The organism is Halomonas jincaotanensis, assembly GCF_018448785.1.
GTDB lineage: Bacteria > Pseudomonadota > Gammaproteobacteria > Pseudomonadales > Halomonadaceae > Halomonas > Halomonas jincaotanensis.
Genome location: NZ_JAHCLU010000014.1, coordinates 1 through 18,419, shown reverse-complemented (window position 1 = coordinate 18,419; position 18,419 = coordinate 1). Strand labels below are relative to the sequence as shown.

Genomic DNA, 18,419 nt, shown 5'->3' with positions numbered 1-18,419 from the left:
ATACACTCACGCGTCTTTTGTCTTGCCTAGCGTGTCCGCCGAGTGGGCATCACGCTGTCCCATGGGTTCCTTATGGCCAACCGTTGTATCGCGCTTGGTCTGCCGCTCCATTTCACTATTGAGTTCCGCCCCCATGAGCATGATATAGGCGGAAAGCCAGAACCAGATGAGCAGAATGATCACCGCCCCTAACGAGCCATAGGTTTCGTTGTAACTGGAGAAATTTCGCACATAAATCGAGAACCCTATCGAGCCCAGGACCCAGAGAAAGACCGACAAGGTAGAGCCAACACTCGTCCATTCCCAGCGGGGTTCGTCGCGGTCGGGGCCATAGCGGTAGAGAATGGCAATGCCGATGGACACGATCACAAAAAGCAGTGGCCAGCGCGCCAGATTGATCAACGTGCCAACGATATTATCCAGGCCCAGCAGGCCGACGATCATGGGAAGGACGATGATGGTGCCGAGCGCGACAAGCGTCATGAGGATCCCGCCCAATGTCAGGGCCAGGGTCACCAGGGTTTTCTTGACGATGCCCCGGGTTTCTTCCTCGTCATAGATGATATTCAGCCCTTCGATAAGCGCCTTGGTGCCCCTGGACGCGCTATAGATCGCAAACAGCAAACCGCCGATGGCCGCCAGACTCAGGCCGGTCGAGACATCCTGGCTGGCCTGCTGAACTTGTTGCTGAATGATGTTGGCCACTTCGGCGGGCAGTAGATGAGTGATCGATGCAATCTGCTGAGACATCTGCTGGGGATCAAACAGCAGCCCCCAGAGCGAGAGGGTCGCAACGATGGCTGGCACGATCGCCAGAAGCCCGAAGAAGGCCATGCCCGCCGCGATGATCGACACATGGTCTCGCGTCATCTCGTCCTTGACTCGCCATAGAATATCCAGCCAGCCGGACTTGGGGATTTGCGTGGGGTGCTCGGCATGGCGCCCGTGGTCGGACGCCGACGGCTTGGAGTTCGCCATATTTCCTCCGTGAAATAGACATGCATCCATGCATGCGAGAAACGACGAGAGAACTCACCTCAAGATAGTGACGTCAAGCGGGTAAAGCAAAAACCTCATCCTAAGCCTTCTTCACGCTAAGGTTTCTGGTCGTGATGATCGGATTTCTCCTTGTGATTGAGTGTTTCGTTGTGGTCGAGTTTTTCGTTGCGATCCAGTCTTGGCGACTTGGCATGGTCGAACTCCGTCGAGCGGCTTCCCTCCGAGGCGTCACGAGCGATCTCCGACAAATCGACGGGACCACGAGACGCCCTGGATTTCAGCAGCTTGGCAAACTCAAGCAGCAGTTCACGGTCATCGGCCAGCAGGGAGATGAACGCGGTATTCAGCGCCAACCGCTTTGGATCGCGGCTGTGCTCTCCATCGCTGAGCGCGAAAATGTCCGCCAAATGGTAATCCAGAGAATTAGCCAGGCGAAACAGCAATTCAAGGCTCGGCTTGGTCAAGTCGCGCTCGATGCGCGAAAGATTACCCACATGGGAGTCAACCCGCGCCGCCAATTGAGCCAGGGTCATGCCCTGTTCACGTCGTATTTGCTTGAGCGTTCTCCCGAGACTCATACCCGCCCGTTACCTCCGCTACTGCCCCTTGCATTGGGATTCTACCCTCTCTCCTGCAGAGAACCTCAATGTTCGTCACCGAGCTGACAAATTTTTCTTTATAGGCACTCATCGTTATATAAATTTGCGTGCGTAGCAATTTTTAACTGAGTTGGGTAACTTGACCCACTGTGGTTTTAACGTGCTGCCCCTCAGGAGGCCTAATGGCCAATCAAATCAGTCGTCGGCCAGAACAGGAGATACGGTTCTTCCCGGTCGTGGATACCCGGGCTTCCACCGTGTTGCGCTATACCGTGCTGCTCCCGGCGGGAGGCTTGGCAAGCGAAGAGGCAGGTTCCTCCCAGTGGAGGCGTGATCTGGCAATGGTCGAAGCGACGCTGAAGCTCCTCGCGGAACGACAACGCACCGGCCAGATCCAGATGGTCGGGCTCTCGCTGCCGATACATCCCGCTCCATTGCGAGATAGCGAGTTCATCGATGCCCTGCGCCAGTTTCTGGACGACTTCGCCCTATCGACCGTGGTGCTGAGCGTCGACCTGATCGAGCCCCCCACGCTGGATCTTTCCGAGCTGGATGCGTTTCTCGCGCCCCTCAAGGCGCTGGGCATCAACGTAGGCCTGGATAATTACCTGCCGGACAGCATGAGCATTCCGGCGCTGGTGGCCGCCAATGTCGACTGCTTGATGCTCCATGAACAGGGGCTGGTACATCTGCTCAATAACGCTACCATTTGCCGCTTCTTGCAAGGCATGACGCAGCTTTGCGAGGTGCTATCAAAAACCATGGTCGTCAAAGGCGTCAACAGCGCGGCTCAGCGAGAGCTACTGGAAAGCATGGGCCTCTATTATATGCAGGGTCGGTACTTCTCCGAGCCATTGTTAGCCACGGAGCTGGTGCTGTTCGAAGCCGAAATGGCAAAGCGACGATAACGTGACACTTAGGCGTGCACGATGCGCCTCACTCCTGCGTGGCAAGCTCTCTTCGGGTGGCTTTCTTCGGGTGGCTTTCTTCGGGTGGCTTTCTTCGGGCGCCTATGTTTCTCACTTAAGTTTGCTCATCTCGGCCCAACCACTTTCGCCGCCGCATGGACGAATCAAGCCAACTGTAGTAGTATATAACTAATATTATTGTTTTAGTTAGAAAATAAGTCCCCGGGGGAATTTGCCAACAGTACATAGTCTGACGCGATGGTCGGCTCTCGTGTATCGGTAAACACTTATCCTGTGCTGCAGGAACCGAAGGCCTAGAGGAGCTTAAAAATGCCTCACCTCACCGACTCACGCCTGCTCACCGGGGTCGCCGGTCTCGACCAGATACTTCACGGAGGCTTGATTCCACGGCGGGCCTACCTGATCCGAGGTGGCCCCGGGTCGGGCAAGACCACGCTCGGCATACATTGCCTGGTCGCCGGTCACCGCTCGGAAAGCCTGTTTATAACGCTTGGTGAGTCAGAGGAACAACTGCGCGAAAATGCCACGCGCAGTGGGCTGTCGATGAGCGATGTTGACGTGTTGGACGTGTCACCGGGGCAGGTTGGGAAAACTGACGGCACCTACAACCTGCTGGAAAGCTGGGACGTCGAAGGCAATGTCATTCATGACCAGATTCTCGAGCATGTTCGCGCGCACCGCCCCAAGCGTATCCTGATCGATTCACTCAGCCAGATGCGCTACCTGTCGGCCGATACCTTCCAGTTCCGCAAGCAGGTCCTCTCATTGTTGCGGACACTGACCGGGGAAGGCGCCACTGTGCTCTTCACCTCGGAAGAGGGAGCCGACGATGACGATCAAGCCCTGGCATTTTTAAGCGATGGCGTGATCAGCCTGGAGACGACCGAATATGGCCGGCTATGCCGGATCTCCAAGTTTCGCGGCTCGGGGTTTGAAGAAGGCGCGCATTATTACCAGCTCGGCGAGAACGGTGTAACGCTCTTTCCGCGCCTGGTACCCAACAATTATTTCCGCACCAATAACCATACCCAAATGAGCTCCGGTATCCCTGAGCTCGACGCGCTCACCCATGGCGGTATCGAGCGCGGCACGGTGACCTTGCTGTCCGGGCCTACCGGCGTGGGCAAGACCACCCTGGGCGCCCAATTGCTGAGCCAGGCGGACCCCAGCCCGGAGCGGGCGGTCATCTACAATTTCGATGAGAGTGCATCGACCTTCTTTACTCGCTGTCGCCAGGTCGGCCTGCCGGTCGAGGAGATGCTCGACGATGGCAGCCTGCGTTTCAAGCCAGTGGAGGCCTTGCTCTATCACCCCGATCAGTTCGCCGCGGAAGTGCGCAAGGAAGTCGAAGAGGCCGGCACGACCATGGTGATGATCGACAGCCTCTCGGGGTATCAACAGTCGATGCGTGGTGAAAACCTGCAGGCGCGCGTACATGCCTTGTGCCGCTACTTGGTCAACATGGGCGTGACCGTGGTGCTGGTCAACGAAATCTTCTCCATCACGGGCGATCAAGCACGGGTAACGGAATATGGCTTAAGCTACGTCGCCGATAATATCATCATGCTTCGCTACATCGAACTGGATGGCGAGCTGCGCAAGACCATCGGCGTGCTCAAGAAGCGGGCCGGCAGTTTCGAAAAAGCCCTGCGCGAGTTCGACATTACTCAGGAGGGATTGAAAGTCGGCCGGCCATTGCGTGGTATGCGAGGCCTGATGAGTGGCGTGCCGGAAATGATCCCGACAAGCAGCAGAAACACCCCATGACATCTCGTGAGCACAAGCTCCAAAAACCGCCTGTCATGATCATTGCCCTGGCGAACATGGCAAACGCCCGTCTGCTCGATCGGATGCTTGGCGCACAATTTCATTTACAGCATACGCTTGCCGAAGAGGACGACGAAACGCTCCTCGAGGCCGACCTCATCGTGGCAGACACGGCGTCATTGCAGCACAATCGCGAACGGATACTGCATATGCGCCGGCGTGCCGCGCCGAACATTCTGCCGGTGTTGCTGGTCGCCGACAGCCGGTCGCGGCTCCCTCCACGCATCACCGCCGAATTGGGTCATAGTGTCGATGATATCTTACGCATTCCGACCAACCAGGCAGAATTGCAGGCCCGGATCGACAACTTGCTACGCTTGCGCACCTTGTCGCACCAGCAGGAAACCAACCGCCAACAGCTCGTAGGCGTCGTCAGCGCCCTGCGTACCCTGAACGCCTGCGACAGGGTGATAGTTCGCTCCAAGAACGAAGACGAGATGCTCAGTTCGCTGTGCCGAACGATCGTCGCTGAAGAAGGCTACAACCTGGCATGGGTGGGGTTCGCCATCGACCGGGCCGACAAGCCCATCGAGGTGCGGGCCAGTGCCGGGCCAGCCGCCGGTTTTCTGTCAGAGCTGACGCTCGGCTGGGGCAGCGACGCCATAGGGTCTGGACCGGCCGGCCAATCGATTCGCTCGGGCCGGGTCCGTATCGTTGACGATATTACCAGCGAGCCCGCCCTGGCCCATTTCGCGGAGCGTGCACGCGCTCACCGCCTGGCGTCGGCCATCTCCCTGCCGTTGATCTTCGAGTCCGGCCTACCGGGCTGCCTGAGCATCTACTCACGAAACCCAGGACATTTCGGGCCGGAAGAACGCCAGCTGCTGGAACGGCTCGCCGACAACCTGGTATTCGGCTTGAACGCCTTGCGCACGCTGCGAGAACGCGAACATCAATCTGCCGAGATTCATTACCTGGCCTATACCGATGCGTTGACCGGTCTTCCCAATCGTCGCCACCTCGTTCATTACCTGGACGGCATGCTGGAAGCCAATGACAATAGCGAAACCTCAGGAGCGGTGCTGTTCATCGATCTCGACCGCTTCAAGCTGATCAACGATGCCCTGGGCCATGAAGTGGGCGACCAAGTGTTGGTTCAGATCGCGCAGCGCCTGCAAGGTGCCGTACGCAATGCCGACCAGGTGATTCGTCAGGGCGGCGACGAATTCCTGGTGCTGATGATCAATGATCCTCGCCAGGGTGGCACCTCGACACGGGAACAGATCATCATCAACGCCTGCGCGCTGGCCGATCGGATCATCGCTCATCTGGGCGCGCCCATGCTGGAAGGTGGCTTCACGCACCATATTGGCGCCAGCGTTGGAATCAGCCTGTATCCCGATCATGGGCGCAATGCCACGACCCTGATCGAAAATGCCGACAAGGCGATGTTCGAGGCCAAGCGCCAAGGCAGCGGCGGCCGTATGCTGTTTTCAGAAGACCTTTCGGCCAACCGCCAGCAACGCTTTGCCATGGAATCGCGCCTGCGCAAGGCGCTGGACAACGAGGAATTCGAGCTCCATTACCAGCCAATCTTCGAGCTCGACAGCTGCCGGATTGTCGCCGTCGAGGCGCTGATTCGCTGGCCACAGGCCGATGGGAAAATCCTCATGCCCGGCGCTTTCATGTCGGTGGTCGAAGAAACCGGCATGATCAAGCCCCTCGGCGACTGGATACTGGAAACCGCCGCGCGGCAGTTGAAGGCCTGGCATGACCAAGGGTACATGCTGGCAATGTCGGTCAACGTCAGCCTTAACCAGCTATACCCAGGCTGCATCGCCGAGAGTTTCGCCGCCCTGGTAAAGCCCCATGTCGATCCCCGCTGGATACATCTCGAAGTCACCGAAAATGCCTTGATGGTCGACCCGGAAGCCATCGAAACCTTGCTGGAAGAGCTGCATGCCCAAGGCTTCCAACTGGCCATCGACGACTTCGGCACCGGTTATTCCTCGCTGAGCCGGCTGCAACATCTATCGATCCAGACATTGAAGATTGACCGCAGCTTCACCAACGAGCTGGGTCAACCGGGAAGCAAGGGGGCGGCATTGGTGGCCATCATCCAGCAGATGGCCGCCAGTCTGAACCTATACACCATTGCCGAGGGTATCGAAACCGATGAACAGCGCCAGTTTCTGCTGGAAATGGCCGGTGTCAATTGCTGGGGGCAGGGTTTCTGGTTCAGCTGCGCGATTCCCGCCAATGAGCTCGTAGCGCGACTGAGAGATCAGCAAGAAACGTGAGGGATTACCACAAACGCGGGTAGCGACGATGGCGCGCAAGGTTATTGATGAGTATCGCGATCAACAGCATCACGCTAGTGCCGATACCGATTGGCATCAGCGGATACCACCAGCCCATCTGCTGAATCTCGCGGCCGCCAATGTCAATGCGGCGGGTCGGGCAGCAAACGCGCGATCTCGTTTCTGACTTTGGCATAGCATTCGCAACACAGCTGCTCGAGTTTGGGACGGTCGATGACCTCGATACGGCCACGGCGGTAGTTGATGGCGCCCAGCCGATGAAGTTTTCCGGCGGCTTCGGTGACACCCTCGCGGCGAACCCCCAGCATGGAAGCGATCAGCTCATGCGTCATGACCAGCTGGTTGCCCGACAGACGATCTAGTGACATCAGCAACCAGCGACACAATTGCTGCTGAACCGTATGGTGCCGGTTGCACACCGCCGTCTGGGCCATCTGGGTCATCAGCGCCTGGGTATACAGCAACACGTGGTGCATCAGCCCGGCGTGGCGTTCAAACTCCTCAAGAAATTGGGCCTCCTTGATACGAAAGGCCTCACCCGCTACCTGTACCAAGCCCTTGCCAACCGCCGTCTGCCCACCCATGAACAAGGCGATGCCGACCATTCCGTCGTTACCGACCAGAGAAATTTCAGCGGAGTGGCCGTCGTCCAGTTCATAGACGAGTGACACGATGCAGGTAGCGGGAAAATAAGCGTAGCGGGTCGTTTTACCCGATTGCTGAAGCACCTCGCCAAGCGGCAGGGTAACGGTTTCAAGGTTAGGAAACAGCCGTTCCTTGACCTCGTCGGGCAAGGTCGCCAACAAATGGTTCGTTTCCGGCGAAGGGAAGTCAGGCTTGTCAGTCATATATGCCCCTCTTGATTCACACCTCGAGTCGTCTTGTCTCGGTTCATCTTATAAGGTTAGTGGTCCAAGCCCGATAAATCGACTGCTGGCGCGATGCTTTATAACAGAAAGCCATAACAAACAAGAGCGTGACCAGGACCATCACGTCTGATAGTTTTATGTTATCTACCGAACATATTGGGTGCCATAATTAAGATTATTCTTTTATTAGGATGTTCATGCTAAGTCTTGATGCATGCCTGGCGAGAGGAGACGTGCCGTGATCGAAGCACTGGTTAATAAACTGGAAAACTACCTGACACTCTCCGATGCCGATAAACAACAGCTGAAGAATGCGGTTGTTCGAGTGGAAGACATTAAGAAAGACCAGGACGTGATCTGCGTGAACGAAAGGCCCGAGTTCGTTCACCTCATCGTCGATGGCTGGGCATGCCGCTACAAGCTCATTGAAAATGGTGACCGCGCAATAGTCGCTTATCTTATACCCGGCGATCTTTGCGATATCCATATTGCCATGCTGGATCATATGGATCACTCGGTCTGTAGTCTGACGCCATTAAGAATTGCTTATCTGGAGCGACAGAAAGTCGAGGAAATTTTCTTTAGCAATAACACCTTGGCCCGGGCTTTCTTCTGGTCGACGCTGATTGAAGAATCCATCATGCGGGAATGGTTCGCCAACGTGACCAGCCGGCCGGCCGATAAACGCCTGGCTCACATGTTCTGTGAAATCATGATGCGCTATCGCGCGGCGGGACTGACGGAACGCCACGACTGCATCAACTTTCCCTTGACCCAAATCGAGTTGGCCGATGCCGCCGGACTCTCCGTGGTACACACCAACAGGGTGCTTCAGAGGCTACGCAAGGAGGGGATGATCACCTTCGCCAGCAAACGCCTGGAGATCAAGAACTGGGATCGGCTGAAAGCCTTCGGCGATTTCGATCCGCGCTACATGCACTTGAGAGAAGAGGTCATGCAATAGCATTGCTGATTTTACTCGCACAGGATCAGCGCGGCTTCCAACGACAGGCCAGGGCCGAACCCCATCGTCACGCAGGGGCCGGTGGCGCCCTGGGCACGCAAACGCTCGAGAATGAACAGCACGGTAGGCGACGACATGTTGCCATGCTCGGCCAGCACCTCGGCCGATAGCTGGGCGGCCTGCTCTGGCAAGGCCAGGGCACTGGTCGCTGCGCGCAGGATCTCCGGGCCGCCGGGGTGAATGACCCAGTGGCGTATATCGCCCAGCGTCATCCCGTGACCCGCCAACCATTGCTCGACCCAGGCAGCGAGCGTCCCCCGTATCAGCTTGGGCACCGCGCTTGATAGCGTCATCTCGAAGCCGTGATCACCAATGCGCCAGGTCATCGCGTCCGCTGACCCGGAGGTCAGACGGCTGGCGGTATCGACCAGCCGCCAGGCGTTCTCGCTCGCCCCACCCACCACGACGGCTCCGGCGCCATCGGCAAAAAGCCCATTGGCGACGATCCTCTGGGCATCCCAGCCATACTGGAAGTGCAGGCTGCACAGCTCGACACAGCACACCAGCACACGCGGCCGAGCGCCCATCTGAGCCAGGGCACTCGCCGTGCGCAGGCCGTTGAGGGCGCCGTGGCAGCCCATGAATCCCAGGTGCAGGCGCCCGATATCGACTGACAGCCCCAGCCGCTCGACCAAGTGCGCGTCGAGCCCCGGCGCCATCATGCCGGTGCACGACACGCACACCAGATGGGTGATCTCGCCGGGATCAATCGTGGCATTCGCCAGCGCCCGACGGCACGCCGCCTCGGCAAGCGGCGGCGCCTCCCGCTCGTAGCGCTGCAGGCGCGACGCCGTGGTCGGCCCGCGCTCGTCCGGCGTTTGCGGCACGGGAAAGAAGGCCTCGAATCCGGCCGTTCCCTGCTCGGCATCTACCAGCACACTGCCACGACGCTGAATGCCGCTGTGCCGATAGAGGCGGCGAACCCAGGCCTGCTGACGCGGCGTGTCGCCACAACGCACCTGAGCCAGCGTGGCCGCCGTCTCCTGACGGGTAAGGGCCGGGGGCGAGGCCACCCCGAGTCCCAGGATGCTTGCCTGCAATGTGGTCATTTTGCCTCCCGTGGCTCGAGCCATCGGTCGTCATGATTGAAATAGCCTTTGAAATAGCCCTGATGGAGCCAGGCCGTGAAGGGCGCGGCCAGCCCCGGCGCGGCGTGCAGGATAGGCAACAGCGCCGAGACCAGCCGTGGGCGGCGCAGCATCGCCGCCACCCCGTGACAGCCCCGCTGACGGGCATACAGCAACTTGCCGTGTCGAGTCGTCCAGCGGCTGACGATGTTGTCATGCCAGGCACTCACCGCCTCGAGCGCCAAGGGCTCCAGGGCCGCGGCACTTGCCAGCGCCCAGCCCATGCCCTCGCCGGTAAACGGCTCGACGTAACCGGCCGCATCGCCCAGCACCAGCACGCGCTCGCCGCCCAGCCGGGTGCGACGGCGGGTCAGTCTTGGCGTGCCCTGCCAGACGCACTCGTGCAGCGCGCCGGGTGAAGGCAACCGCGTCTGCGTCAACAGTGCTGCGACCGCCGGCCCCGGGCCGCCCTGCAGCTTCACCCAATGCGGGTCGAGTGCGGCGCCGATATTGAGCGCCTCGTTCTCGACCCGCACCAGCCCGACATAGCCAGGCGCCCCGCACGCCATATGGATCGCCCCGGGCGGGTACGCCGCCGGCGCTTCGATCTTGGAACTGTGAACACCAGCGCCGCGAACAATCGTACCCAGGCCGATCCGCGCCTCGGCATCGACGTGCATGTCGCCCGGTGCAACATCGCGCAGCAACCGGCTGCCCAGCCCGTCGCTGGCGACCACCAGCCTGGCCGCGACTCTGGCCTGCTCACCCGCGGCCGCCAGCCAGACGCTCCGTCGCCCATCATCAATTCGCTCATGACCTTCGCCAATTCGCTCACGGCCTTGAACAATTCGCTCGCGCCCATGGCCACACGGCGGCTCGAGTGACGCCCGTGTCGCGGAAAGAAAATGCACCCCCTGGGCAACGGCCTGGTCCACCAACAGCCCATCGAGCCGGCGACGGCTGACGGCCCGGCCCGCGGGCAGGGCCAGCTCGGCCTGACGCTTGCCGCAGGCCAGGTGCAAGCGGTGGTAGACCGCGCCGGCAAGCTCGATGTCGGCCAGACCGAGGTCGCGAAACCCCTGCAGTGTCGCGGCGTTGAGGCAGCCGCCGCAGGGCTTGTCGCGGGGCCAGGCGGCCTTCTCGACCAGCAGTACCCGGCAGCCACGGCGCGCCAGGCGAAAGGCGCTCACGGCGCCAGCGATTCCCGCACCCACCACGACCACATCCCAGTCGCGGGGCAGACTCGCCAGGCTCATGAGCGGCTTTCCTTGCCAAACTCAGGAGACGACCACTGCATCAAAAAGCGGCTCGGCCAGTGGCACTGGAAGGTCACCGCCGCCAGGCCCGCCTCTCTGACCAGCCGGCGCGCCTCGGGCAGGGTCAGGGCCGCGCGCACCGAGCGCACGCCGTCCTCGTGCACCATCGGCGACGACGAGAGCAGGCGGGTGCCGACATAGGCCAGCCCATAGCCCAGGCGGCTTCGCAGCAGGTCGCTGATCAGCAGGTGATCGGCCTGACACGACAACTGGCGCAGAAGGGAGACAATTTCGGGGTCCTCGAGGTGATGCAGGAAGAGCGTCGAGATGACGATGTGGTAATGTCGCGGTAGCGGCTCGATGCGCGCGTCCCAGCAGAAACAGCGCACCGCGACATGCTGGCGCCGGGCCGCCTCGTCGGCCACATGCAGGGCGGTGGGGCTGATATCGCAGGCCTCGACCTCCAGGGCGATGCCCGCACGCCGGGCGCGGCAGGCGAGTTCGATCGCCACATCGCCGCCGCCGGTGGCGATATCCAGCAGCTTCAAGGGCCGGTGATGCCGCGCCTCGGCGATACGCAGGATGCACGGCCAGAGCACGGCAGCCGTGCGGCTCGCGACATTGATACGCCGCAGGCCCCGCAGTGCCTGAAGGTGCGTCTGGTCATCGAGATCGGCAGCATCCATCAGCTCACCCTCGAGCCGACGATGCGAAAGCAACGTGAACATGTCCCTATGCTCGTCGTGAAGTCAGGAATGCGGCGAGGCCACTCAAACTACTATCGTCAGCATGCTCGGGGGGGTCAAGCTGGCGGCCGGATCAGCCCCACCACGCTGACGATAATCAGCACAGCGCCCAGCACCCGAAAGAACAGCCCTGTGTCGGCCTTGAGCATGTACCGGTGAGCGCGCTCGCCGACCAGGTGACCGGCAAAGGCACACGGCAGCAGCCAGAGATGATGGATCAGCTGCAGGTCCACCCCGGCGATCAGGAACGACACCATCTTGATCACCACCAGGATGAACCACAGCACGAACATGGTATCGCGCAGTTGCGCCTTGGCCACGTGAGAAGCGAACACCGCCACGATCAGCGGCGCCCCGATCAACGACGTTCCACTCACATAGCCGCCGAGCCCCAGCAATACGTAATCGACGTATTTGTTGTTGCTCCTGAACGGCCGGTTCAGCACGTAGCCGATGGCATAGACGATCACGATCACGAAGATGATGCTGGTCATCACGTTCGCGGGCAGCGTCAGCAGGCCCACCACGCCGATCAGCTTCGGCACGATCATGACCTTCAGCGCCTTGAACAGATACGCCCAGTCGATGTTGCTTTCTTCCGGGGCCACGCTCACGCCCAAGGGCACCGTGCCGGCGCTCGTCTTTCGCTGACGGCTCTGTAGCTGACGATGGCCCTGCCAGGCGATCCAGCTAGAAAATATCAATAGATGCACGGCGATGATTGGCAAAAAGACCAGCGGCTCGTTCATCACCAGCAGCAGGAAGGGCAGCGCCAGCACGGCCCCGCCGAAACCCAGACTTGTCCTGACGAAACCGCTCCAGGCAAAGATCAAGCCGATCAGCAGATATTCGTACCAGAAGAGATCGGACATGGACTCGCTTATCGTCCCTGTGCACCACGACGCAGCCAGTCATGCACGAAGGCAAGCTTGCGCAGCGCCACATCGGACAGCACGAAGGGATAGAGGTCCGCCAACCCCATGGAGCGGTTGACGTGGTTAACGCCGGCCACCAGCGATGCCGCAACATGGATCAGACGCTCGGCATCCGGCTCGGCATAGACATCCCAGCCCGGGTGCGGCAGCTCTGGAGTCGACAACCCTGCCGCGACAAAGCTATCGGTAATATCGGTCAGGTGCAGCAAGTGGGCGGCGGTTTCCGCCCAGTCTTCATGCGGGTGTGCGGAGGCGTAGGTCGTCAGGAAGCGTTGCCTCCAATCCGGCGGCGGGCCGTCATGGTAGTGACGCTGGAGGGCGGCGGGATAATCCGCGCGCTCATCGCCGAACATTTCTCGGAAGGCATCCAGAAAATCTTCGCGCAGGCTCAAGCGCCACCACAGCATATGCGAGATCTCATGACGCATATGCCCAATCATGGTGCGATAAGGTTCTTCCAGCGCCTCGCGACGAATGGTGCGTAGTACCGGGTCGGCCTCGGCCACGCTGATGGTCACCACGCCGCCCACATGCCCCATGGGAACCGGCGTTGCTCCCTCGGCAAGCATATGAAACACCGGTGGAGCGCCGGGATCCTCGGGGCGGAACCAGTGCCAGCGGCCAAGATTGTCGATTACCCAGCGCTTGGCGGCTTCAGTTTGCGTCCAGTTCGGAATGGCATTCGGAATCGAAGGATCGGGAGCCAGCGCCGTCATGGCACAAGATCGACAGAAGGCACCCTGCTTGGGAGCGATCCAGTTACAACCGATCACCTCTCGGTTGGCACAAAAAGGCGGCATGGGCAAAAAAGCCCGAGCCTGCGGATCGTATGCAACCGGGAAGCCATCGGCAGTCACCAGGTTATCAAACCAGAGCGAACCGGAACCGACCGGGTTGGAAAAAACTCGCATGAGCCTGGCACTCCAGAAGAAAGGAAACTCCAGTCTGAGTGTGCCGCCCCTGGAAAGTCCAGAAGCCTTTACCAAGGAAGTGTGCCAACACTTTAACTAAAAAAAGAAAAATTTATATATGCACTTAGGTAGGCCATAGCGCAGTAGGCCAAGGAGAACGCGTGCCTCGGCACGTTACGCCACCGGTGCGAACAGCAGCGCCAAGTCGTCTTCGTCGAACAGCGGACCCTCGCCCCGTCGCTCGCTGCCACCCTCCAGGATCGAGGCGGCCAGGTCCGCCTTGCGTGCCTGCAGGTCGAGGATGCGCTCCTCCACCGTCCCCGCGCACACCAGCTTGTAGACGAACACCGGGTTCTGCTGCCCCAGCCGGTGGGCACGGCCGGTGGCCTGAGCCTCCACCGCGGGGTTCCACCAAGGGTCGTAGTGGATCACCGTGTCCGCCGCGGTGAGGTTGAGGCCCGTACCGCCGGCCTTGAGGCTGATCAAGAACACGGGTATCTCGCCCTGCTGGAAAAGCGCCACCCGTTGGCTGCGCGTCTTGCCGGGGGTGTCGCCGGTGAGCGTGGTGTAGGGAATGTTATCGCGCTCCAGCGCCTGGCCGATCAGGCCGAGCATCTCGGTGAACTGCGAGAAGACCAGGATACGCCGCCCCTCCTCGATCAACGGCGGCAGCAGTTCGCGCAGCTGATCCAGCTTAGCCGAGCGGCGCACCTTACGGGCGCTGGCCAGCTTGACCAGCCGCGGATCACAACAGACCTGGCGCAGCTTAAGCAGTGCATCGAGCATCACGATGCCGGAGCCAGCCAGGCCGCGTTCGGCCACCGCCTGCTGCACTCGCTGGTGCTGGGCCAGGCGCAGGCTCTCGTAGAGCTCGCGCTGTGTTCCCGTCAGGACGATCTCACGCTGACTCTCGGTCTTGTCGGGCAGTTCCCCAAGCACCTGCTGCTTGGTACGCCGCAGCATGAGCGGCGAGATCCGTCGCGAGAGACGTTGGCTCAGCGCGACATCGCCGTCCTTCTCGATGGGCGTACGGAAATGCTGGCCGAACCACTGCTGGCTCCCCAGCGCTCCCGGCGCTACCGCATCCAGCTGGGCCCAAAGCTCGCCCAGGTGGTTCTCCAGCGGCGTCCCGGTCATCGCCAGGGCGCGCTTGGCGTTGAGCTCGCGCACCGCGCGAGCGGTCTGGCTGGCGGCGTTCTTGATCGCCTGGGCCTCATCGAGCACCAGCAGGCCGAATTCGCTCTCGCGCAGGCGCTCCAGGTCGCGGATCAGCAGCGCATAGGTGGTCACCACCAGATCAGCCGCGGGCAACGCCTCCTCGAACTGGCGCTCGCGCTGCGCCTTGGCGCCCTGCAGCGCACCCCGGGCGCGCTCATCAAGCATATGCGCCAACACCTGCACGGTCTTGCCCAGCCCCATGTCATCGGCCAGGATGCCGCCGGTGCCGAGCTCGGCCAGAAAGCGCAGCCAGGCCAGGCCGCGGGACTGATAATCGCGCAGCTCCCCCACGAAACCCGGCGGCGCCGGCAGGCTGGCGGGCAGCTCGCGCAGGCGCTGTGCCAGGGCGGCCACATCCTCGCGGCCCGTTCAGCGCTCGTGCTCGGCCAGAGGTGACACTTTCTCGGCGGCACTGATCGGCAGGCACCGCGCCGGTCTCTTGGAGCCGTTCCAGCGTCACCATACCGGACGGCAAGCCGCTCATCTCCAGTGGCAGCGGCGGCGAATAGCGCAGGCGCCGCAGCAGCTCGGGGTCGCCCGACAGGCGCCCGATGCGGCCTCGCTCCTGGTCGAGATAGCAGAGTTCGCGGCCGGCACGCACCATGATCGCATTTCCCGACACGACGTCCGCCGGCTCGATATCCGCCTGCAGGTACTGATTACCCTCGGCGTCCGGCACCCAGGCCAGGGTCAACTGGCACGCCGGGCCCACGTCGAGCAGGGTGCCGGTCTGCTTCTGATAAAACAGCAGTGGCGGCGTGTCACTCTCCAGCAGCGACCACAGCGCACGCGCCTGGAAGGCCTGTGAGATCACGCCCCACAGCGGCTCATTACCGACGCTGTACGGACGCTGGGTCCCGGCCTGCAGCAGCAGCTCCAGGGCCTCTTCCTGCTCAGGTGCCCAGCCCGCTGGCGGCATGGGCTGAAGGCCGCCTCTGCTCCGTGCCTGAATGGCGCGAGGCTTCACCCAACCATGGCCGCGGGTACGCTGCCTGGAGGGGCGCAACCACACCGGCGACACCTTGAGCGTCGGTGACAAAGGGTCCCTGTCGATATCGAGAAACAGCGCCAGGCGGCACGTCTCCTCGACGCGATCCACCGGGATGCCGGTAGTGCCGGGAGCCTCAAACTCCGCCAGCCACGCCTCCCAGCGCTGCTCGAGCCTTGCCGTAGCATCGCGCTCCGGGATGCCGTTGGCCTCCATCTCGTCGATAAAGGTGCCGATCACCGCTACCGCATGCTTGCACTGTCGCCCCACTGGGCAGCTGCAGTCACTGATCACCCCCATCTCGGGGTTGCCAGGATCCACGGCCAGGTTTGTCCCGTAGCGACTGCGCCCACTGCCATCCACCTGCGCCCGCAGCACCAGTAGATCCCCCTGGCGCTCAAGGCGGGTGCCCTCGCGCACCCTGCCCTGTCGGGCATAGCCCATTCCCCGCGCGAGCGAACCCGGATCAAAGCTCTGCTGCCAGCCGACATCTTCCAGGGCGTGGTAAAGCGTCAGGGCGGGATCGGAAATAGGGACGTCCGACACGGCATCTCCTCGAGGCGAGAATGCAAGGGCACTATTGGAGCGAAACACAGACACCGCTGCAACCGGCACGCCGCCGTCATGGCCGCCAGAGAGCGACAGCGTCACGGATTCGCTGCCGGAGACGCTCATCCCGCTGCGTGTCGAGCTGACTCACTTCGAGTTCCCGGTCGATCCCCGTTGGTTCAGGGCAGAATAGCGGTACATGATATTGCCCTCACCATTCCCAGCGCGTGGCAATCATCCCCAGCGTCTCGTATAACGCCCGCTCGCTCTTGCGAAGGTTCTCGGAAGACGGCACCCAGTACGCCAGCGTATCGGGGTCCCCGCGGTGCGCCAGGTAGTGGGTAGGCGCCGCGATGGGCGCCAGGCCCACCGCCTGGAAATGCGCCATCGCCCGCGGCATATGTGAAGCCGAGGTCACCAGCAGCAGGCTCGTGCCTTCCCCCAGCACCTCGCGTACCGCCTGGGCTTCCTGGCCGGTGTCGGTTGGCGTATCCAAAACCAGAAGCCGCTCTCTTGGCACGCCAAACTCCCTGGCCGCCTCGGCGTAACCATGCGCGACGGGCTGGTCTGACGCTCGGCGACTGGCCCCAGTCACCGCCAGCACCACCTCGGGCTGTTGGCGCCACAAGCGAACCCCCTCCATCAACCGCAAGGCGGAACTGGTGTTGAGTTGGCTGGTGATCGGCCAGGGGCGATCCGGCTGCCAAGCGGCACCCAGCACCACCACCGCGCGGATCTCCTCGCCGGCCAGCCATTGATCCACCGCCGGGTAGCGCGCCTCCATCGGCCCCAACCAGCGGTCGGCCACCGGCGACCAGCTTGCCAGCAACAGCAGCAAAACCGCCCCACCCGCGATGGTGCCACCCAGCCGGCGCCAACCCAGCCAGCCAATCGCCAATCCCATCATCAAAAACATCACCACGAGGGGCAGCGGCGAGAGCAACAGCGCCGCCAACGTCTTCACCAATTCATACATTTCGTAGTTCGCTATTCCGTCAGAAACTCGGGACCCGGGTGACTGATTACGCGGTTCCAGAATAATTCGAGCCTGTCGAGCTTGACCGATCGACGCGAGAAACACGAATTTCGAGACAAGTTTACCGGTCTGATGAGGCGAATAGCCCACTAGCTAACAAATCAAGTCGAATGAACTTGGCCTAAAGGCCGGGCTCCGCAGTGGATCAGCGTTAAGTCCGAAGGCTAGAGAGTCCCCTCAGGCGGGACCTTGCCGTGTTCGCCCCCCCCCCCCGGCATCCATTTCATCCAGCCCTCGCCCTGGCTCAATCGCTTTTCCAGGAAGCGACGCGTCCGCGCCTGGCCATCGCTGTGATCGCGGGCCCACACCGCCAGGGTGGCCAGGAACAACGTCGTCAGTGCCACCTCCTCCACCTGTGCACGCCGGGTGCCGTAGCGGGCATCGAGGTCGGCCGCCTCGCGCAGCCACTGGATGGTGCGCGAGAGATCGAAGGCCATCGGCACCCAGGTGTGCAGGTGCGGCAGGTGTGCCTTGGTACGCAGCATCTCCACCGTGACGCGACGGTGGCCGGCGAAGGCATCGAACCAGGCCAGCAGGCAGTGCTCGAGGCGCGCCCGCTCCGGCCAGTGGCTGAAGCCCTCGGGCTTCTCGTCCAGCATCGCCCGCCAGCCGCGCTCGAACCAGGCATTGGCCACCGCGTCGAGATCACGGTAATCAACCAACACCCGGCTCACCGGCACCTCTAGGCGGGTCGCCACCTCGGTCAGGCGCACCCCCTCCCAGCTGAGGACCTCGGCCTGGCGTACTGCCTCTTCCACGATACGCTCGGCGAGCGGGGTCGCGTCGATCCCCGGCTCGTGATGGACGGCAATCATGCTCATTTCGCCCCTCTCCGCTGTCTGCTATCCGCTATCTGCTTAAGAGCAGCATAGCCCCCAGCGCGGGTAAGAGGATTTGAGTAACTGGCACAGGGGGAGCGGTGCATGTAAAGGATTTCGGGTGGCCATCGCGAGATACAGGGAGAACGGTTGGGTAGGCCGGGCGATTACGCGTTCCGGTCCAGTACTCCAGTTCCTCGGTGCTGGCCTGTTCCAGCCTTTGCTGCATCTCGTCATCGAGTGGGCCAAAGCGACACACCAGCTGCTTGCAGAGTAAGTGCTTAGGCAAATGTCTTCGTGCATAATGCTGTCAAGACCTTACATCAGGATGAGAGCATGGCAAGGCGTTTCGTATCCCCCCTCACGGAGGAGGAACAGCAGGCCTTG

At 61.5% G+C, this 18,419-nt stretch carries 17 protein-coding genes; 4 read left to right on the top strand and 13 right to left on the bottom strand.

What is annotated here, in order from left to right; all coding sequences use genetic code 11:
- Positions 1-6: 6 nt before the first annotated feature.
- Positions 7-978 (bottom strand): YihY/virulence factor BrkB family protein, encoded by a 972-nt coding sequence (locus KG088_RS13245; RefSeq protein ID WP_213826047.1) that lies wholly within the window; start codon positions 976-978, stop codon positions 7-9.
- A 116-nt stretch (positions 979-1,094) separates the two neighbouring features.
- On the bottom strand, positions 1,095-1,577 hold the full coding sequence (locus tag KG088_RS13240) for a helix-turn-helix domain-containing protein (protein WP_213826045.1): 483 nt from the start codon (positions 1,575-1,577) through the stop codon (positions 1,095-1,097).
- A 203-nt stretch (positions 1,578-1,780) separates the two neighbouring features.
- Here KG088_RS13240 and KG088_RS13235 point away from each other — a divergent pair, with 203 nt between their 5' ends.
- From KG088_RS13235 to KG088_RS13225, 3 genes are all read left to right on the top strand, one after another.
- Complete coding sequence (locus KG088_RS13235) at positions 1,781-2,506, top strand: EAL domain-containing protein (RefSeq protein WP_213826043.1); 726 nt, start codon at positions 1,781-1,783, stop codon at positions 2,504-2,506.
- Positions 2,507-2,836: 330 nt separating this feature from the next.
- A complete protein-coding gene (locus tag KG088_RS13230) occupies positions 2,837-4,294 on the top strand; it encodes an ATPase domain-containing protein (protein WP_213826041.1) in 1,458 nt (485 codons plus the stop codon).
- On the top strand, positions 4,291-6,594 hold the full coding sequence (locus KG088_RS13225; RefSeq protein ID WP_213826039.1) for a putative bifunctional diguanylate cyclase/phosphodiesterase: 2,304 nt from the start codon (positions 4,291-4,293) through the stop codon (positions 6,592-6,594). The genes KG088_RS13230 and KG088_RS13225 overlap by 4 nt, the downstream gene beginning before the upstream one ends.
- A 4-nt stretch (positions 6,595-6,598) precedes the next feature.
- On the opposite strand, the gene KG088_RS19860 is transcribed toward KG088_RS13225, so the two are convergent.
- Entirely contained in the window at positions 6,599-6,790 is a 192-nt protein-coding gene (locus tag KG088_RS19860; protein WP_213826037.1) for an HPP family protein, read from the bottom strand.
- Positions 6,738-7,463: a Crp/Fnr family transcriptional regulator gene (locus KG088_RS13215; protein WP_213826035.1), complete on the bottom strand. Its 726-nt coding sequence runs from the start codon at positions 7,461-7,463 to the stop codon at positions 6,738-6,740. The genes KG088_RS19860 and KG088_RS13215 overlap by 53 nt, the downstream gene beginning before the upstream one ends.
- Before the next feature lie 259 nt (positions 7,464-7,722).
- Here KG088_RS13215 and KG088_RS13210 point away from each other — a divergent pair, with 259 nt between their 5' ends.
- On the top strand, positions 7,723-8,448 hold the full coding sequence (locus tag KG088_RS13210; RefSeq protein ID WP_319941435.1) for a Crp/Fnr family transcriptional regulator: 726 nt from the start codon (positions 7,723-7,725) through the stop codon (positions 8,446-8,448).
- A gap of 11 nt (positions 8,449-8,459) precedes the next feature.
- On the opposite strand, the gene KG088_RS13205 is transcribed toward KG088_RS13210, so the two are convergent.
- The 9 genes from KG088_RS13205 to KG088_RS13170 all read right to left on the bottom strand — a co-directional run bounded on the left by KG088_RS13205 (position 8,460) and on the right by KG088_RS13170 (position 18,035).
- Positions 8,460-9,557, bottom strand: coding sequence for a type III polyketide synthase (locus KG088_RS13205; protein WP_213826032.1), 1,098 nt, complete (start codon positions 9,555-9,557; stop codon positions 8,460-8,462).
- Entirely contained in the window at positions 9,554-10,831 is a 1,278-nt protein-coding gene (locus KG088_RS13200) for an NAD(P)/FAD-dependent oxidoreductase (RefSeq protein WP_213826030.1), read from the bottom strand. The genes KG088_RS13205 and KG088_RS13200 overlap by 4 nt, the downstream gene beginning before the upstream one ends.
- Positions 10,828-11,559 carry a methyltransferase domain-containing protein gene (locus tag KG088_RS13195; RefSeq protein WP_213826028.1) on the bottom strand — a complete coding sequence of 244 codons (732 nt, stop codon included), beginning with the start codon at positions 11,557-11,559 and terminating at the stop codon, positions 10,828-10,830. Before KG088_RS13195 ends, KG088_RS13200 begins: the two co-directional genes overlap by 4 nt.
- Positions 11,560-11,633: 74 nt before the next feature.
- On the bottom strand, positions 11,634-12,449 hold the full coding sequence (locus tag KG088_RS13190) for a sulfite exporter TauE/SafE family protein (RefSeq protein WP_213826026.1): 816 nt from the start codon (positions 12,447-12,449) through the stop codon (positions 11,634-11,636).
- Between the two features lie 8 nt (positions 12,450-12,457).
- Positions 12,458-13,423, bottom strand: coding sequence for a zinc-binding metallopeptidase family protein (locus KG088_RS13185; RefSeq protein WP_213826023.1), 966 nt, complete (start codon positions 13,421-13,423; stop codon positions 12,458-12,460).
- 174 nt (positions 13,424-13,597) lie between these two features.
- Positions 13,598-14,932, bottom strand: coding sequence for a DEAD/DEAH box helicase (locus KG088_RS13180; RefSeq protein ID WP_406565608.1), 1,335 nt, complete (start codon positions 14,930-14,932; stop codon positions 13,598-13,600).
- A complete protein-coding gene (locus KG088_RS19965; RefSeq protein ID WP_319941434.1) occupies positions 14,844-16,175 on the bottom strand; it encodes an SWIM zinc finger family protein in 1,332 nt (443 codons plus the stop codon). Before KG088_RS19965 ends, KG088_RS13180 begins: the two co-directional genes overlap by 89 nt.
- A 214-nt stretch (positions 16,176-16,389) precedes the next feature.
- Positions 16,390-17,154, bottom strand: coding sequence for an ElyC/SanA/YdcF family protein (locus KG088_RS13175; protein ID WP_213826019.1), 765 nt, complete (start codon positions 17,152-17,154; stop codon positions 16,390-16,392).
- Between the two features lie 224 nt (positions 17,155-17,378).
- Positions 17,379-18,035 (bottom strand): TetR/AcrR family transcriptional regulator, encoded by a 657-nt coding sequence (locus tag KG088_RS13170; protein ID WP_213826017.1) that lies wholly within the window; start codon positions 18,033-18,035, stop codon positions 17,379-17,381.
- Positions 18,036-18,419 lie beyond the last annotated feature (384 nt).

Bases quoted from the DNA above. Each gene is read 5' to 3' on its own strand.
- KG088_RS13245 (WP_213826047.1), bottom strand. From the start codon at position 978: ATGGCGAACTCCAAGCCGTCGGCGTCCGACCACGGGCGCCATGCCGAG.
- KG088_RS13240 (WP_213826045.1), bottom strand. From the start codon at position 1,577: ATGAGTCTCGGGAGAACGCTCAAGCAAATACGACGTGAACAGGGCATG.
- KG088_RS13235 (WP_213826043.1), top strand. From the start codon at position 1,781: ATGGCCAATCAAATCAGTCGTCGGCCAGAACAGGAGATACGGTTCTTC.
- KG088_RS13230 (WP_213826041.1), top strand. From the start codon at position 2,837: ATGCCTCACCTCACCGACTCACGCCTGCTCACCGGGGTCGCCGGTCTC.
- KG088_RS13225 (WP_213826039.1), top strand. From the start codon at position 4,291: ATGACATCTCGTGAGCACAAGCTCCAAAAACCGCCTGTCATGATCATT.
- KG088_RS19860 (WP_213826037.1), bottom strand. From the start codon at position 6,790: ATGCCAAAGTCAGAAACGAGATCGCGCGTTTGCTGCCCGACCCGCCGC.
- KG088_RS13215 (WP_213826035.1), bottom strand. From the start codon at position 7,463: ATGACTGACAAGCCTGACTTCCCTTCGCCGGAAACGAACCATTTGTTG.
- KG088_RS13205 (WP_213826032.1), bottom strand. From the start codon at position 9,557: ATGACCACATTGCAGGCAAGCATCCTGGGACTCGGGGTGGCCTCGCCC.
- KG088_RS13200 (WP_213826030.1), bottom strand. From the start codon at position 10,831: ATGAGCCTGGCGAGTCTGCCCCGCGACTGGGATGTGGTCGTGGTGGGT.
- KG088_RS13195 (WP_213826028.1), bottom strand. From the start codon at position 11,559: ATGTTCACGTTGCTTTCGCATCGTCGGCTCGAGGGTGAGCTGATGGAT.
- KG088_RS13190 (WP_213826026.1), bottom strand. From the start codon at position 12,449: ATGTCCGATCTCTTCTGGTACGAATATCTGCTGATCGGCTTGATCTTT.
- KG088_RS13185 (WP_213826023.1), bottom strand. From the start codon at position 13,423: ATGCGAGTTTTTTCCAACCCGGTCGGTTCCGGTTCGCTCTGGTTTGAT.
- KG088_RS13175 (WP_213826019.1), bottom strand. From the start codon at position 17,154: ATGTATGAATTGGTGAAGACGTTGGCGGCGCTGTTGCTCTCGCCGCTG.
- KG088_RS13170 (WP_213826017.1), bottom strand. From the start codon at position 18,035: ATGAGCATGATTGCCGTCCATCACGAGCCGGGGATCGACGCGACCCCG.